Consider the following 15,066-nt stretch of genomic DNA (forward strand, 5'->3'; position numbering starts at 1 on the left):
TCGCCCCCGGGGGTTTCCCCCCGGCGGGCGGGGGCCCGCCGCGGGGGGGGGCGCCGCGGCCCTGTTGTGCTCAGACCGACTTCTGGTACGTACGGAAGGTGCGCGTCGACAGCCACACCGCGGCGACCGCCACCGCGAGCAGCGCACCGCCACGGCTGAGCACCACACCCCAGTCAGGGTTGTCGGACATCGCCGAACGGCCCGCGACCATCGCCCAGTTGACCGGGTTGAAGTCCGCGATGTGCCGCATCCAGGACGGCATCAGCGCCGGCGCCATGAAGGCCGAGGACAGGAAGGTCAGCGGCAGCAGCAGGAAGGTGTTGATGCCGATGATGCTCTCGCGCTGCCGCACCAGCATGCCGATGGCGTTGGACAGCGCCCCGAAGACCGTGCCGAGCAGGATCGAGGCGACGATCAGGATGAGGATGCCGCCGATACCGCCGGGATAGTCGGCGCCGCCCGCCTTGCCGAGCAGCACGATGCAGACCGACTGGAAGGCGGTCGACAGGCCGAGTTGCACGACGTTGGCGTTGATGATGGCACTGCGGCTGACCGGGGTGACCAGGAAGCGGTTGAGGGTGCCCCGCTCGATCTCCTCCAGGGTGCCCATGCCGGCCCACATGCTGGAGCCGAGCGCGCTCATCACGACGATGCCGGGGACGAGGTAGTCCAGGTAGGAGGTGGCGCCGAAGCCGGGCAGCTCGACGACCTTGCGGAAGAGGGAGCCGAAGAGGAACAGCCAGATGATCGGCTGGATGAGGGTGATCACCAGGAAGATCGGCTGCCGCAGGATCGCCATGAGCTGACGCTGCGTCATGTACCAGGTGTCGGTGAGGGTGTTGCCCGTGCTGGTCCTCACATTCACGTTCGTGCTCATCGGGCACCTCCGGCGGTGACGAGAGTCGTGTCGGCCTCGGCGAAGCGGCGGCCCGCGTGCCGCAGATACACGTCGTCGAGCGACGGTCGGGCCACGGTCACGGACGCCACGGCGGCACCCTCCCGCTCCAGTACGGCCAGTACGTGCGGCACCGCCGCCGGCCCGTCGTCTGCCCGGGCACTGAGCCGGACGCCGTCGAGCACGGCTTCGCGTACGCCGGCGAACTCGGCCAGCGCGGTCTCCAGGAGCTGGGCCTCGACCGGGCCGAGGGGCGCACGCAGCTCCACCTGGACGGCGTCGCCACGCAGTTGGCCCTTGAGTTCGTCCGGGGTGCCCTCGGCGACGACGCGGCCCCGGTCGACGATGGCGATGTGCTCGGCGAGGCGGTCGGCCTCCTCGAGGTAGTGCGTGGTGAGCAGGATCGTCAGGCCCTCGTCGCCCTTGAGCCGGGCGATCTCCTCCCACATCGCGCTGCGGGCCTCCGGGTCGAGCCCGGTGGTCGGTTCGTCGAGGAAGAGCACCTCGGGCCGGTGGACCAGGCCGAGGGCGACGTCCAGGCGCCGCTGCATGCCGCCGGAGTACGTCCTGACCGTCCGCTTGGCCGCGTCGGCCAGGTCGAAGCGGTCGAGCAGTTCGTCCACGCGCCGGGTGAGGGCGGCGCCCCGGACCCCGTAAAGGCGGCCCTGCAGCAGCAGGTTGTCCCGGCCGGTGGCGACGGGGTCGGCGCCGGATTTCTGGGCGACGACGCCGATGGCGCGGCGTACCCGGTCGGGGTGGCGCAGGGCGTCGTGGCCGGCGACGACGGCGCTGCCGGAGTCGGGGCGGGCGAGGGTGGTGAGGATCTTGACGGTGGTGGACTTGCCGGCGCCGTTGGGGCCGAGCAGTCCGAAGACGGTGCCGGCCCCGACGGTGATGCCCATGCCGTCCAGGGCTTTCACGTCGCCGGGATAGGTCTTGATCAGGTCGTGCGCCTCGATGGCGGGCGCGCGGGTGGTCATGGCGGATTCCTCCGTGGGATGGGTCGGTCGGTGGGCCGAACCGATCTACGGGGAGTGAGCCGGGCTATCCTGGGTGTGCCGCACCTCGATCGCCTGGCCTGTTCCCGCAGGTCCGGTCCGGGGTTCACGATCCGGCGTCCGCTGTTCCCGCAGCGGGCGCCGGTTTCGTTGTCACTCGGGTTGATTGTCAATCGGGTTGGTTGATCCTCGCCAGCTCCTCCGTGAACTGCTCGGTGGCCGGCGCGTCCTTGGTCCGCTCCTCGATGTCGGCCCACTCCTGCGGGATTTCCCGGGTCTGGTGCCACTGCCGCCACTCGGCGGTGCCGGACAGGGTGCCGTTCCTGATCTCCCCGATCACGCCGCGCACCCACTGGGCCTCGGCGTCCAGCATGTGCACCTGGTACTCGGTCTCGATGATGAAGACGCGGGGCAGGTCGTCGCGGAGCTTCGCCAGCACCCCGCGCAGTCCGGCGACCTGGAGTTCGAGCTTGGTGACGCGCTCGTCCAGAAGCCCGACGGCCTCTTCGACGGGCAGGATCAGGATCAGCGCGAGCGCCGCCTCGAAGGCCGGGTATTCGCGCTGCGGTGCGGAGATGAGGTCGGCGAGCCAGTCGTGCATCTCGACCGCGCCGGTCTCGGTGAGGCCGTACAGCGTCCGCTCGGGGCGGTTGCCCTGCCGCTGGACGCCGGTGACCTCGACGAAGCCGTGCTTTTCCAGGTTCTGGACGACGGTGTAGAGCGAGCCGTAATTGATCTTGATGCTCTGCTCCTTGCCTCGCTGGCGGAGCACTTGCGCGATCTCGTACGGGTGCATGGGGCGCTCCGCGAGCGTCGCCATCACCGCCAGCGCCAGAGGATTGCCGAGCTTGCGCCGTTTCGCCATCGCCACCACACCTCGCTTCCGTATATCCGTGGCCGAACATATCGCGAGTAACCCCGGTCTGACAACCGCGATACATCGCGAATTTTCCGCCCGGCGCAAGCGCATCGCACGGTGAGGACTTCGGAGCCTGGCCGACATGGATGCGTCACGCGGCCGAAACGCCACGCCTCTAATTTCTGTCGCCCGACAGGAATCAGTAGGAATCCAGCGACAGGGGTCCGACATGACCGCCACCGCACCGCCCGACATGACCCCCGGTCCGGCCGGCGACACCGAGGACGCCGCTGCCCTCGCCGGGTTCGGCTACCGGCAGGAACTGCACCGCAGCCTGGGGCGCTACGCCTCCTTCGCCGCGGGCTTCTCCTTCATCTCGGTGCTCACGACGGTGTTCCAGTTCTTCGCCTTCGGCTACTCCTTCGGCGGCGGCGCCTTCTTCTGGACCTGGCCCGCCGTGCTCGTCGGCCAGCTCCTCGTGGCCGCCTGCTTCGCCGAACTGGCCGCCCGCTACCCGATCTCCGGCGCGATCTACCAGTGGTCGACGCGGCTCAGCACACCGGCCTTCGGCTGGTTCGCGGGCTGGATCATGGTCATCGGCCAGGTCGTCGTGGTCGCGGCGGCGGCGCTGGCCCTCCAGGTCGTACTCCCGGCGATCTGGTCCGGCTTCCAGATCGTCGGCGGCGACCCCGCGCCCACGACCTCGACCGGGGCCGCCAACGCAGCGCTGCTGGGCGTGATCCTGCTGGTCCTGACCACCATCGTGAACATGCTCGACAACCGCATCATGTCGGCGATCAACCGCGTCGGCGTCACCGCCGAGATCATCGGCGCCTCCCTCATCGTCGTGCTGCTCTTCACCCACGTCGAGCACGGCCCCGGCGTCACCCTCCACACCGGCGGCCAGGGTGGCGCGATCGGCGCGCTGCTCGTCGGCTCCTTCACCGCCGCGTACGTTCTCATCGGCTTCGACAGCGCCGGCGAGATGAGCGAGGAGACCCACGCCCCGCGCCGGACCGCGCCCCGCACCATCCTCACCGCGCTCGCCGCGGCCGGCGTACTGGGCGGGCTGCTGCTGCTCGCCGGCCTGCTCGCCGCGCCCAGCCTCACCGACGGGCGGCTGGCGACCGAGGGCCTGAGCTACGTCCTGACCAGCAGCCTCGGCAACGGGGTCGGCAAGGCCCTGCTGGTCGACGTGACCATCGCCATCGCGGTCGCCACCCTGGCCATCCAGACCGCCGGCTCCCGCATGCTCTTCTCCATGGCCCGCGACGGCGTCCTCCCCTTCTCCGCCGGGCTCTCGAAGGTCTCCACCCGCACCGGCGTGCCCGCCGGTCCCGCCCTCGTCGTGGGCGGCGGCGCGGCCGCGATCTGCCTGCTCAACTTCCTCTCCCCGGACGCCTTCCTGGCCATCGGCACCACCTGCATCGCCATGCTCTACCTGGCGTACGCCATGGTCACCGGCCCCCTGCTGCTGCGCCGCCTGCGCGGCGGACTCCCCACCGGCGGCACCGACGAGTCCGGCCGCCCGCTCTTCTCCCTCGGCCGCTGGGGCGTCCCCGTCAACGCCCTCGCCCTCGCCTACGGCCTCGTCATGACCGTCAACCTCGCCTGGCCCCGCGCCGCCGTCTACGACCCGGCCGGCGGGCACTGGTACTTCCAGTGGTTCACGGTGCTCTTCGTCGCCGTCACGGTGGCCGCCGGTGCCGCGTACCGGGCGTACGGGCGCAGGCCGTCGCCGGCCGCCGAGCCGGCGGAGTCGGTGGCCTAGGGGGTCAACGGGATCAGTGGCTGCAGCAGCCCGCGGGAGCGCTCGGACCTGCCGTCCACCAGCCGGGCCTGATCGGCGGGGACCCGGTGACGGGTGACGCCCTTGAGGGACACCGCACGGTTCAGGGCGATCGCCGGCTTCACCGTCGACAGTGAGGTGCCGCCCCGGTCGAAGAAGTGGTCCCGCCGGTCGATCCGGTCCTGCGGAATGCCGAGCACCTTCGCCCACGCGGCCGCCAGCCGCTCCTCGGTGGGCGTACCGGGGGCTTGGTGGGCCGATTCATCGAAGGCGCTGCAACTGCTGCCGCCGCTGCGCCTGCCGCCGTCACCGCCGTCGAGTTCTTCGGCGAGCGCTGCCGGTGTCTTCATGTCGGTCTTGCTGTTGGCGGTCAGCGGCGGGCTCTCCCGCCAGCCGGCCTCCACCGCCTGCGGGCCTGAGTAGAAGGCCACCAGGCGCTTGCCCTGGCCGGGCCGCGCTCGATGGGCAGACATGTTGTCACCACCGCGACGACGCCCTCGCGGCGCTGTCCGCGCGCCAACAGGGCTCGTCCCAGCCGAAGGAGAGGCTGAGGGCAAGGCTCAGTCGATCGTGCGCATCCTGCAGCGCCGCAACATTTCGGGCACGGGCTGCGCTGTTTCTGGCCTGGCAGAGGGGTGATCGACGGTCTGTCACAGGAGATTCTTGCGCACGTTTCCCGACTGCGCGACGAGAAGGACGTTGTCCGGCCGGCCGAGAACACCCATGTCACTCAAGGGGTTTCCGCCGACGGCGACGAAATCGGCTGCCTTCCCCCTCTCCAGGGAGCCCACGCGGTCTTCGACGCCGAGGAGCCGGGCGGTGGTCAGAGTACCGGAGGTGATGGCATCCATCGGGTCCATGCCGAGGTTCACCAGGTGGGAGAGCTCGCAGAGGTTACGGGCGTGCGGGCTGACTCCGGCGTCGGTGCCGAGGGCGATGGGGACGCCTCGGGAGATGGCGTGCGCGATGTTCTCCTTGGTGATGCCCGCCCAGCGGCTCTTCTTGCGGTAGTGGTGGTCGGGCATGGCCGCCTTGTCGAGCGGGGCGAAGACGGTGGCCAGGGTGGGGACGAGGAAGGCTCCGCGTGCCAGGGCCAGGTCGCACAGCTCGTCGGTCATGCCATAACCGTGCTCGATGCTGGTGACGCCCGCGAGGAGGGCATTACGGATGCCCGCGCTGCCCTGGGCGTGGGCGGCGACGATGCGTCCGCGATGGCGGCGTGCCTCGTCGACGACGGCGCGCAGTTCCTCGGGCGTCAGTCCCTCGTCGTCGGGGTCGTCGTGGGGGCTGCCCATGCCGCCGGTGGCGCAGACCTTGATGACGTCCGCGCCGTCGCGGAGCATGCGCCGGGCGGCGATGCGCACCTCGTCGACGGTGTCGGCGATTTCGGCCAGGTGCGGGGCGGCGTTGACGCCGCTGGGCAGGGAGCAGTCGGCGTGACCGCCGGTGTGTCCGATGACCTTCACGGCGACCTGGAGCCGGGGGCCCTCGATGAGCCCGCGGTCGATGGCGGTGCGGTACCCGGCGGGGATGCCGCCGAGGTCGCGTACGGTCGTGACTCCCGCGTGCAGGGTCTCGCGCAGCCGCTGGGCGATTTCGAACGTCTCCACCGTCGGGTCGGCGGACAGACCGGCGGCGAGCCCGCGGCCAGGGACCATGCACATATGCGTATGGCAGTCGAAGAAGCCCGGGAGAAGGGTCCGTCCGCGCAGATCGACGGTGGCGGCTCCGGGGCTCGCGGGCGCCGTGGCGGCCGGGCCGGCGTAGGCGATCAGCCCTTCGTCGTCGACGACGAGCACCGCGTCCGGGACGGGGTCGGCGCCCGTTCCGTCGATGAGGAGGGCGTGTTCGTACCGGGTGCTCATGCCGTTGCCTTACGGAAGTGGTGCTCGCCGGAGCCGACTTCGGTGCGGTCGGTGCCGGGCAGGTCGATGATCGCGGTGGTGTTGGGCGGGACGGTGACGGCCACATGGAGTTCGGCGTCGTCGAGGGTCCAGGCCACCTCTGCCCTGCCGTACGGCGTGTCGTGCACGGCGGTGGCGTGGGTGAGGCCGCCGCCGGGGCGGGGCCTCACCAGCAGGCGGCGGTAGCCGGGGGCAGCCGGGGCCAGGCCGGCGACCGCGCGGTGCAGCCAGTCGGCGACGGCGCCGAGGGCGTAGTGGTTGAAGGAGGTCATCTCACCGGGGTTGACGGAGCCGTCGGGGAGCATGCTGTCCCAGCGTTCCCAGATGGTGGTGGCACCCATGGTGACGGGGTAGAGCCAGGAGGGGCAGGCCTTCCCCAGCAGCAGCCGGTAGGCCGTGTCGTACTCCTCCGCGTCCCAGAGCGCGTCGCAGATCAGCGACGTACCGGCGAAGCCGGTGGCGATGCGGAAGTCGCCGTCGCGGACCAGTTCGGCCAGCCGCCGGCCGGCCCGCTGCCGCTGCTCGGCGGTGTCGAGCAGGTCGAAGCGCAGGGCCAGGGCGTACGCGGTCTGGGAGTCGGAGGCGACCCGGCCGGCGGGCGTGACGTATTCGTGCTGGAAGGCGGCGCGCACGGCCTCGGCGAGATTGGCGTAGTGGGCGTGGTCGTCGTCCCTGCCCAGCAGCGCGGCGGCCAGGCTCAGCAGCCTCGCCGAGTGGGCGTAGTAGGCGGTGGCGACCAGATGACTGTCGGTGCGGGCTTCGCCCGGGCGATCCGGCGGGGCGGTGGGGTCGAGCCAGTCGCCGAGCTGGCGGTCCTGGTCCCACAGGTGCCGGTCGCCGGTGACCGCCGTGATGCCGTCGATCCATGCCTTCATGCTGCCGTACTGCGCCCGGAGCACGCCGAGGTCGCCGTACCGTTCGTACAGCACCCAGGGCACGATCACCGCCGCGTCGCCCCAGACGGCGGCCCGCAGTTTGGGGAAGGGTCCCGTGTAATGGGGTATCCACAGCGGCACATTGCCGTCCGGGTACTGCTGGAGGGCGAGGCCGGTCAGCCACGAGCGCAGGAAGCCGGCACAGTCGTGGAGGAAGGTCGCGGTGCGGGCGAAGACCTGGAGGTCGCCGGTCCAGCCCAGGCGTTCGTCGCGCTGCGGGCAGTCGGTGGGGATGTCCACGAAGTTGCCGCGCATGCTCCACACGGCGTTCTCGTGCAGCCGGTCGAGCAGCGGGTCGGAGGAGCTGAACCAGCCGGTGCGTCGCATGTCGGTGTGGCAGACCACCGCCCGCACCTCACCCGGCGCGAGCTCGCCGGGCCAGCCGGTGACCTCGGCGTAGCGGAAGCCGTGAAAGGTGAAGCGCGGCTCCCACTCCTCGCCGCCGTCGGCGCCGCGCAGGGTGTACGTGTCGGTGGCGCGGGCCCCGCGCAGCGGGCGCACCGAGAGCTCGCCGTCCTCCAGCACCTCGGCGTGGCGCAGGGTGACGGTGTGCCCGGCCTCGCCGGTGACGCGGATGCGGAGGCGGCCGACGAGGTTCTGGCCGAAGTCGAGGATGGTGCGACCGGACGGTGAGGTGAGTACGGCGACCGGGTCCAGGGTCTGTGTGCGGCGCACGGGCGGCCCGTCCGGGGCGACCAGCCGGGACGGGTCCTGCGGCAGGACGTCGACGGGGCTCCAGCCGGAGTCGTCGAAGCCGGGCGAGGACCAGCCGGGCAGCTCGCGTCGCGCGTCGTACTCCTCGCCCTCGTAGATGCCGGAGGCCAGGACCGGGCCGTGCGCGGCCCGCCAGCCCTCGCCGCTGCCGAAGGTCTCGGCGGTGCCGTCGGCGTACCGCACCTCGATCTGGACCAGGGCGGCCAGCCGGTCGCCCCAGATGTTGCGGCGCCCGCCGTTGAAGCCGAGCCGGCCGCGGTACCAGCCGTCGGCGAGCAGCACGCCGACCGCGTTGTCCCCGGCGCGCAGCAGGGCGGTGACGTCGTACGTCTGGTAGCGCAGCCGCTCCGTGTAGTGGGTCCAGCCGGGGGCGAGTACGTGGTCGCCGACGCGTTCGCCGTTGATCTCGGCCTCGTACAGGCCGTGCGCGGTGGCGTACAGCCGGGCGGACGCGACCGGGCCGCGCAGCCGGAACGCGCCGCGCAGCAGCGGCGGGGGGACCTGCCGGTCGGTGTCCTCCTCCCAGGCCGGGGAGACCAGGCCGGCCGTCCAGTCCGCCGGTTCCAGCAGCCCGGTCTCCACGGCGACCGGTTCGGACCATGGCGAGGGGTCCCCCTCCCCCGCTCCCCACACCCGGACCGACACGCCGACCCGCTGCCGGGACCGCAGCGGGTCGGGTGCCGGCCACGGCACGAGGACGGACTCGGCGGAGTCCTCGCGGACCCGGCACAGTTCGTGCTCCCCGTCCGTGATCCGGATCTCGTACGCGGACTGCGTCCAGCCGTGCCGGTCGGTGGCGGTCCGCCAGGACAGCCGGGGGCGGGCTTCGCCGATCCCGAGCGGCTCGAGGTGGTGCTCGACGCGGACATCTGTGACGTGCATACGGATCCGTTCTGCGGAAGGTGTCGAAGCGGCCCCCGGGGCTCATCTTGTCCCGGGTGGTACCGGGATGGCGGAGGGGTGCGCAGCGAGGGGGGTGACTTCGATGGTCATGTACGGGAACAGCGGGAGCCGCCACAGGATCTCGTGGAGGTGGTCGTTGTCCCGGGCGTCGAAGACGCTCAGGTTCGCGTACTGGCCCGCGCACCTCCATATGTGCAGCCACACTCCGGCGTGCTGGAGTTCCTGCGAGTAGGCCTTCTCGCGGGCCAGCGTGTCCGCCCTGATGTCGGGGTCCATGCCGTCCGGCAGCCGCACGTCCATCGTGACCGCGTACAGCATGTGCTCACTCCGCCGGGTCGAGGACGAAGTTGTACGTGACGTGCTTGCCGTGGCCGTCCGCGGCCGGGACGGGGGCGAGGATCAGTTCGGGCTTGACCGCCGTGGCCACGTCGTCCTCGATGTGCTCGTCGCCGGTGAAGTACAGCTGGCTGGTGACCGGCAGGCAGCCGGGGGCCGACACCTTCAGGTGCAGGTGGGCGGGGCGCCAGGCGTGCCAACCGGCCGCCCGGATGAGCGCTCCGCAGGACCCGTCCGTGGGGATCTGATACGGCGCGGGCTGGATGGTGCGGATCGCGAACCGGCCGTCGGCGTCCGCGACCACCGCGCCGCGCAGGTTCCATTCAGGGATGGCGGGGGCGAACTGGGAGTAGTAGCCCTCGTCGTCGGCGTGCCAGATCTCCAGCACCGCGCCCGGCAGCACCTTGCCGCCGACGTCGGTGACCTGGCCCTGGAACAGCAGGGGTGTGCCGGGCTCGCCGTCCCGCATCGGCAGGGTGGCCTGGGCGTCGAGAACCGGGGAGTCCGGCACGTAGTACGGCCCCTCGATGGTGCCCTTGGTGCCCTTGAGCTGCTCGGAGGCGACCTCCTCGACGACGTGCTCGACCCAGACGTCCAGGAAGAGCGGCCACTCGCCGTCCTGACCGACCTGGATCATCCAGGCCTTGAGGGCGTTGTACTCGTCGTAGCTGACCTTGTGGCGGCGGATCACGTCGTGGACGGCGTTGATCACCTCGGTGGCCAGGGTGTTGACCCGTTCCTTGCTCGTCGTCCCGGCGCTCTGCTTGTCCGCCAGGAAGCGGATGGTCGCCGAGCTTCCGGAAGCGGCGGCGGTCGCCTTGGCCTCCGCGCTCTGCTGCTCTGTCATGGTGGTGTTGCTCCTTGCGTCGTTGAAAGGCGCCGTTGAAAGGCTTGGTTGTTGAAAGGCTTGGTTGTTGAAAGGCCTCAGCGGTCCTGCCGGTAGCGCGCCAGCTTCCCGGCGTCGATCTCGATGCCGAGTCCTGGTCCCGGGCGGACGGCCAGAGTCCCGTTCTCGATCCGTGGCGGCTCCGTGAGCAGGTCGTCGGTCATGTCCAGGAAGTTGGACAGCTCGCCGGCCCGCCGGGAGGTGAGGCGGTACGCCGATCCGAAGGCGACCGCGCAGGTGGTGCCGATCTGGCCGTCGATCTGGTTGCCCATCACCACTTCCACGCCGAGGCCCTCGCACTGGAAGAGGACCCGCTGGGAGTAGGTGAAGCCGGTGCGGGCGGTCTTGATGCTCACTGCGGTTGCCGAGCCCGCGAGCACCTCCCGGGTCACCTCGGCCGGTGTGGTGGCGCTCTCGTCGGCGACGAACGGGATCCGGGTCTGTGCGACCAGCCGGCGCCGGCCGAGGACATCGTCGGCCGGACACAGCTCCTCGGCCAGGGTGAGGTCCAGGTCGTCCATGGCACGCAGGGCCCGTGCGGACTCCGAGGCGCTCCAGCCCCGGTTGCCGTCGACGTAGAGCTCGATGCCGTCGCCGAACTCCTCGCGCAGCGCCCTGCACACCCCGACGTCCAGCGTGAACGGCCTACGTCCGACCTTCACCTTGAACACCGTGATGCCGTACTCGTCGCGCATCCGGTGCGCCTCGGCGACCATCGCTTCCGGGGCCGCGAAGCCGAGCATGTGGGACACCCGCATCCGGTCGGTGTAGCCGCCGAACAGGGTGGTGACGGGCAGGCCGAGTGATGTGCCGATGATGTCCCAGAGGGCCATGTCGAGCGCCGACTTCGCGGTCGGGTTCGCGACGGTACGGTCCAACTTGGCGTGGATGGCCTCGCGCTCCAGCGGGGACATGCCGGTGATCTGCGGCGCGAAGACCTTGTCGATCACGGCGATGATCGACTCCTGGGTCTCCCCGTACGTGAACGGCCTCGGCGGCGCTTCGGCGACGCCGGCCACACCCTCGTCGGTGTGGACGCGCACCAGCACATGCTCGGCCGTGTGCACCTCGCCGCTGGCGAACCGCAGCGGCTTGGCGTAGGGGATGGCGAACGGGATGGCCTCTACGGCGGTGATCTTCATCGGGCGGTCGTCCCGGCGGGCGAAGCCGTTTCGCGGGCGTGGCGCTCGATCCGCTGCCCGATGGTGAAGAGCCGGTCCACACGGTCCGGGTGGCCGATCAGCTGCAGGCCGAGCGGCATACCGGCGGCGTCGCGGTATCCCGGCACCGTGAGCACGGGCAGGCCCAGGAGCTGCCACGGGCGGCTCAGCACCGGCGTACCGGTCGCGGCGAGCCCGCGCGGGGCGGGCCCGAGGGCGGCGGGGCCCAGGATCACGTCGGCGTCGGCCAGGACCGCGAGCAGATCGGCGCGGGCCCCGGCGGCGAGCGAGAGGGCGTCACGGTAGTCGTCGTCCGTGGTACGCCGGCCGCGCTCGAGCAACTCGTTCAGCGGCTCGCTCAGTTGGCCGGGTTTCTTCGCCTCCTCGGCCAGCGCGCGGGCGCTGTCGTACGCCATGACGATGGCGTGCGCCTCCACCAGAGCGGGTGTGCGCCCGGCCCAGCCCAGCTCGTCGGCCTCGGCAGCCCCGGCGCCTGCTGCCGCCCGGACCACGGCGTCCCGCATCGGCTGCTCGACGTCGCCCAGTTCGGTCGCCGTCCACACGCGCAGCCGGGCGCGGCCCGGAGCGTCCGGAGAGGTCGTCGTCCCGGACAGCACCGCCTGTACGAGGCGGAGGTCGTCCACTGTCGCGGCGATCAGGCCGGGCGCGTCGAGGCGGTGACTCAGGCCGGTGATCCCGGTGGTGGGCCAGTGGCCGACCGGGGCCACGTATCCGGCCACACCGCAGAAGGAGGCCGGGCGGGTCAGCGACCCGGCGGTCTGGCTGCCGAGAGCGAGCGGCACCACCCCTGCCGCGACCGCGGCGGCCGAACCGCTGGACGAACCGCCGGGGGTGTGGGTCAGGTTGTGCGGATTGCGGGTCGGCCCGGGGGCGAAGTACGCGAACTCGGTGGTCACCGTCTTTCCGAGCGGAATCGCGCCCGCCTGCCGGAGCCGGTCGACGATCCAGGCGTCGGCTGCGGCGATCCGGCCCCGGCGCAGCGGAGAGCCGCACTCGGTCGGCTGGGCGGAGACGTCGATGATGTCCTTCACACCGAACGGGATGCCGCGCAGCGGCAGGTCCTCGGCCGACAGGTCGCCACGGCCGCCGCGGCTGTCGAGTTCCCGGGCCGCGCTCAGCGCGCCGGCCCTGTCCACCCGGACCCAGGCGCGGATGTCCGTTTCGGTGGCGTCCAGGCGGTCCAGCGCTGCGGCGACCACTTCGCTGGGGCGCAGCGCTCCGGTGCTGGTACCGCGTATCGTCTCGGAAAGCGTCGTCATTGTGACTCCAGGCGGTGGAACCGGCGGTTGAAATAGACGAGGCTGTCGCCGGTGCGGACGTGCACTCGCTCGACCTCCACGAACATCACGCTGTGCGAGCCCATCGACTTGCGGTCGCGGATCGTGCCGACGATGTTGACCAGTGCGTCCCGCAGAACCGGGACTGTTTCCTCCTCCGGGTCCCAGATGTCCCAGGCGAAGCGCTCGACCATCGGCACCTTTGTGGCACCGGCGAAGTGCATCGCCAACTCCTCGTGGCCGCCGCCGAGGACGTTGACGCACACCCTGCGGTTGCCGTTGAAGATGTCGTGCGAGGCGCTGCTCCGGTTCACGCAGACCAGCACCGTGGGCGGATCGTCGGTGACCGAGCAGACGGCGCTCACCGTGATTCCGCACCGGCCGCCGGGACCGTCGGTGGTGAGGATGTTGACGGCCGCCGGCAGGTGCGCCATTGCCTCGCGGAAGTCCGTCCGGTCGGGGTTGGCGGTCATCGTCACCATTCTCGTCTCCTCAGTTCTCAGAGCCCGTTATGGATATCTCTGGGTTTCCGCATGTAATTACTCTCTTTCCGAGAATCAACTCTATTGATATCCCGGCCACTTGGTAATTGCGGCCGGTTCTGATTCTGTTGAGGAAACCGGCCGCACGGGTAGGTGTTTTCCTCAATCCGACAGGTGCCGTCAGTGCCGTCACAGCTCGATGACGAGGCGCCGGCTGCGGGCGCGGGAGACGCAGGCCGCGATCTGGTCGCCCGCCGCTTTCTCCTTGCGGGTCAGGACGTTGTCGCGGTGGTCGGGCTCGCCTTCGAGGACGGGGAGAACACAGGTCCCGCAGATTCCTTCCCGGCAGGAGGTGTCGATGGGATAGCCGTTCTCCTGCAGCACGTCGACGATGCTGCGGTCGGCGGGGACGGTGAAGACCTCGCCGGTGTCGATTTCCAGCTCGAACTCCTCCCCCGGTTCGCCGGGAGGTTCGAGCGCCTGGAAGTGCTCGACGTGTACCTGCTCCTCCGGCAGGAGGCCGGTCGCCGCCTCCGAGACCCGCTCCATGAACTCCTTGGGTCCGCAGGTGTAGACGTGGGTCCGGTGGTCCAGGCCGGACAGGATCCCGGCGAGCGCGTCCGCCTGTTCATGGCGCGGCACGCCGAAGTGGAGCCGGACCCGGTCGGCGAATCCGGCCCGCTCCAGCAGGGCGGTGAACGCCGCCTGCTCACGCGACCTGGCGAAGTAGTGCAGCCGGAAGTCCTGCCCCTCCCGGTGCAGGTGGTGGGCCATGCTCAGCAGCGGGGTTACGCCGATACCGGCCGCCACCAGGACGTGCGTCCCGGCGTCCGGCGCGAGGCCGAACAGGTTGCGCGGCTCGCTGATGACGAGTTCGCTGCCCACCGCGACCTGCTGGTGCAGTGCGGCGGAGCCTCCCCGGGAGGCGCTCTCGCGTTTGACCGCCACGAGGTAGGAGTCCCCCTCGTGGGGCGGCCCGCACAGTGAGTACTGCCGGGTGGTGCCGGTCGGGCCGGTGACATCGATGTGCGCACCGGCCGCGTACGGCCCCAGCGGCTCGCCGTCGCACCGGGCCAGACGGAAGCACTTGACGGCTTCGGTCTCGTCGACGACCTCGACGACTCGGACTGTGATCATCTTCCTGCCTACTCTGATGGCGCGTCAGCGCATGTACAGGCCGCCGTTGACGTCCCAGCAGGCGCCCGTCACCGAGCCCGCGTGCTCGGCGGCGAGCAGCGCGACGGCGTCGGCGACGAACCGGGGCGAGATCAGGCCGCCCACCGGGATGTTCTTCCTGAGCGCCTCGGCCGTCTCCGACCCGATGAGGTCGTACGTGACGGGGAGGTCGAGCGGCCCGGGCGAGACCGCATTCACGGTCACGCCCCGCCCAGCCAGTTCGCGGGCGAACACCTTGGTCAGGGTCACGACTCCGCCCTTGGACGCCGCGTAGTGGCCGCCGGTGGCGGTGCCGCCGTTCTGTGCGGCGAGTGAGGCCATGTTGACGATGCGGCCGTGTCCCTGGTCGGCGAAGTACCCGCCGAAGACCTGGCTGCCGAAGAAGACGCCGTCGAGATTGGTCGCCACCACGGAGGAGAAGCTCTCCGGGGTGATGTCCATCAGCGCCTCGACCTTTGACTGCCCCGCGTTGTTCACCAGGACGTGCGCCTGGCCCCAGCGGGCGGTGACCTCATTGCGGACCTGCTCGAAGGAGGACTTGTCCCGTACGTCCATGAACACGCCGACGGCGGTCTCGTGACGCGGGTCGAGTGCCGCGGCGGCCTTCTGCGCCCGCTCGCCGTCGATGTCGGCGAGGGCCACCCGGTATCCGGTCTCGTGCAGCCGGGCGGCGATGAGTCGGCCGATGCCCTGCGCCGCGCCCGTCACCACCGCGACCCTGGTCACAGCAT

General features: G+C 70.9%; 14 protein-coding genes. 1 reads left to right on the plus strand and 13 read right to left on the minus strand.

Translation table 11 applies throughout. The features are described 5' to 3' along the window. Positions 1 to 70 precede the first annotated feature (70 nt). From ACFXJ5_RS23900 to ACFXJ5_RS23910, 3 genes are all read right to left on the minus strand, one after another. Positions 71 to 877: an ABC transporter permease gene (locus tag ACFXJ5_RS23900; protein WP_384634494.1), complete on the minus strand. Its 807-nt coding sequence runs from the start codon at positions 875 to 877 to the stop codon at positions 71 to 73. Then, complete coding sequence (locus ACFXJ5_RS23905; RefSeq protein ID WP_384634497.1) at positions 874 to 1,875, minus strand: ATP-binding cassette domain-containing protein; 1,002 nt, start codon at positions 1,873 to 1,875, stop codon at positions 874 to 876. Before ACFXJ5_RS23905 ends, ACFXJ5_RS23900 begins: the two co-directional genes overlap by 4 nt. 187 nt (positions 1,876 to 2,062) lie before the next feature. Then, positions 2,063 to 2,758, minus strand: a complete 696-nt coding sequence (locus tag ACFXJ5_RS23910) for a PadR family transcriptional regulator (protein WP_384634500.1) — start codon at positions 2,756 to 2,758, stop codon at positions 2,063 to 2,065. A gap of 223 nt (positions 2,759 to 2,981) precedes the next feature. Here ACFXJ5_RS23910 and ACFXJ5_RS23915 point away from each other — a divergent pair, with 223 nt between their 5' ends. Continuing rightward, positions 2,982 to 4,523 (plus strand): amino acid permease, encoded by a 1,542-nt coding sequence (locus tag ACFXJ5_RS23915; RefSeq protein WP_384634502.1) that lies wholly within the window; start codon positions 2,982 to 2,984, stop codon positions 4,521 to 4,523. Here ACFXJ5_RS23915 and ACFXJ5_RS23920 read toward each other — a convergent pair. The 10 genes from ACFXJ5_RS23920 to ACFXJ5_RS23965 all read right to left on the minus strand — a co-directional run bounded on the left by ACFXJ5_RS23920 (position 4,520) and on the right by ACFXJ5_RS23965 (position 15,061). Next, a complete protein-coding gene (locus tag ACFXJ5_RS23920) occupies positions 4,520 to 5,014 on the minus strand; it encodes a phosphopantetheine-binding protein (protein WP_384634505.1) in 495 nt (164 codons plus the stop codon). The two genes, ACFXJ5_RS23915 and ACFXJ5_RS23920, sit on opposite strands and share 4 nt — an antisense overlap. 177 nt (positions 5,015 to 5,191) lie before the next feature. Next, positions 5,192 to 6,406, minus strand: a complete 1,215-nt coding sequence (locus tag ACFXJ5_RS23925) for an amidohydrolase family protein (protein WP_384634508.1) — start codon at positions 6,404 to 6,406, stop codon at positions 5,192 to 5,194. After that, the gene (locus ACFXJ5_RS23930; RefSeq protein ID WP_384634510.1) at positions 6,403 to 8,976 is read right to left on the minus strand and encodes a family 78 glycoside hydrolase catalytic domain; all 2,574 of its coding nucleotides are present in this window, start codon (positions 8,974 to 8,976) and stop codon (positions 6,403 to 6,405) included. The genes ACFXJ5_RS23925 and ACFXJ5_RS23930 overlap by 4 nt, the downstream gene beginning before the upstream one ends. A gap of 42 nt (positions 8,977 to 9,018) precedes the next feature. Then, on the minus strand, positions 9,019 to 9,315 hold the full coding sequence (gene catC / locus ACFXJ5_RS23935) for a muconolactone Delta-isomerase (RefSeq protein WP_384634513.1): 297 nt from the start codon (positions 9,313 to 9,315) through the stop codon (positions 9,019 to 9,021). 4 nt (positions 9,316 to 9,319) lie between these two features. Next, positions 9,320 to 10,180: a catechol 1,2-dioxygenase gene (gene catA / locus ACFXJ5_RS23940; protein ID WP_384634516.1), complete on the minus strand. Its 861-nt coding sequence runs from the start codon at positions 10,178 to 10,180 to the stop codon at positions 9,320 to 9,322. A 77-nt stretch (positions 10,181 to 10,257) separates the two neighbouring features. Then, a complete protein-coding gene (locus ACFXJ5_RS23945; RefSeq protein WP_384634519.1) occupies positions 10,258 to 11,361 on the minus strand; it encodes a mandelate racemase/muconate lactonizing enzyme family protein in 1,104 nt (367 codons plus the stop codon). Continuing rightward, a complete protein-coding gene (locus ACFXJ5_RS23950; protein ID WP_384634522.1) occupies positions 11,358 to 12,659 on the minus strand; it encodes an amidase in 1,302 nt (433 codons plus the stop codon). Before ACFXJ5_RS23950 ends, ACFXJ5_RS23945 begins: the two co-directional genes overlap by 4 nt. Beyond that, positions 12,656 to 13,159 (minus strand): 4-hydroxyphenylacetate 3-monooxygenase, reductase component, encoded by a 504-nt coding sequence (hpaC, locus tag ACFXJ5_RS23955; protein WP_384634525.1) that lies wholly within the window; start codon positions 13,157 to 13,159, stop codon positions 12,656 to 12,658. Before hpaC ends, ACFXJ5_RS23950 begins: the two co-directional genes overlap by 4 nt. A 189-nt stretch (positions 13,160 to 13,348) precedes the next feature. Further along, positions 13,349 to 14,296 carry a PDR/VanB family oxidoreductase gene (locus tag ACFXJ5_RS23960; protein ID WP_384634528.1) on the minus strand — a complete coding sequence of 316 codons (948 nt, stop codon included), beginning with the start codon at positions 14,294 to 14,296 and terminating at the stop codon, positions 13,349 to 13,351. Positions 14,297 to 14,320: 24 nt separating this feature from the next. Beyond that, complete coding sequence (locus ACFXJ5_RS23965; protein ID WP_384634530.1) at positions 14,321 to 15,061, minus strand: SDR family NAD(P)-dependent oxidoreductase; 741 nt, start codon at positions 15,059 to 15,061, stop codon at positions 14,321 to 14,323. Positions 15,062 to 15,066: the final 5 nt, after the last annotated feature.

Origin of the sequence: Streptomyces sp. NPDC059373 (assembly GCF_042751495.1) — a bacterium.
GTDB lineage: Bacteria > Actinomycetota > Actinomycetes > Streptomycetales > Streptomycetaceae > Actinacidiphila.

Coding starts and splice junctions, on each gene's coding strand:
- ACFXJ5_RS23905 (WP_384634497.1), bottom strand. CDS start 1,875: ATGACCACCCGCGCGCCCGCCATCGAGGCGCACGACCTGATCAAGACC.
- catA (WP_384634516.1), bottom strand. CDS start 10,180: ATGACAGAGCAGCAGAGCGCGGAGGCCAAGGCGACCGCCGCCGCTTCC.
- hpaC (WP_384634525.1), bottom strand. CDS start 13,159: ATGGTGACGATGACCGCCAACCCCGACCGGACGGACTTCCGCGAGGCA.
- ACFXJ5_RS23945 (WP_384634519.1), bottom strand. CDS start 11,361: ATGAAGATCACCGCCGTAGAGGCCATCCCGTTCGCCATCCCCTACGCC.
- ACFXJ5_RS23920 (WP_384634505.1), bottom strand. CDS start 5,014: ATGTCTGCCCATCGAGCGCGGCCCGGCCAGGGCAAGCGCCTGGTGGCC.
- ACFXJ5_RS23960 (WP_384634528.1), bottom strand. CDS start 14,296: ATGATCACAGTCCGAGTCGTCGAGGTCGTCGACGAGACCGAAGCCGTC.
- ACFXJ5_RS23910 (WP_384634500.1), bottom strand. CDS start 2,758: ATGGCGAAACGGCGCAAGCTCGGCAATCCTCTGGCGCTGGCGGTGATG.
- ACFXJ5_RS23915 (WP_384634502.1), top strand. CDS start 2,982: ATGACCGCCACCGCACCGCCCGACATGACCCCCGGTCCGGCCGGCGAC.
- ACFXJ5_RS23950 (WP_384634522.1), bottom strand. CDS start 12,659: ATGACGACGCTTTCCGAGACGATACGCGGTACCAGCACCGGAGCGCTG.
- catC (WP_384634513.1), bottom strand. CDS start 9,315: ATGCTGTACGCGGTCACGATGGACGTGCGGCTGCCGGACGGCATGGAC.
- ACFXJ5_RS23925 (WP_384634508.1), bottom strand. CDS start 6,406: ATGAGCACCCGGTACGAACACGCCCTCCTCATCGACGGAACGGGCGCC.
- ACFXJ5_RS23900 (WP_384634494.1), bottom strand. CDS start 877: ATGAGCACGAACGTGAATGTGAGGACCAGCACGGGCAACACCCTCACC.
- ACFXJ5_RS23930 (WP_384634510.1), bottom strand. CDS start 8,976: ATGCACGTCACAGATGTCCGCGTCGAGCACCACCTCGAGCCGCTCGGG.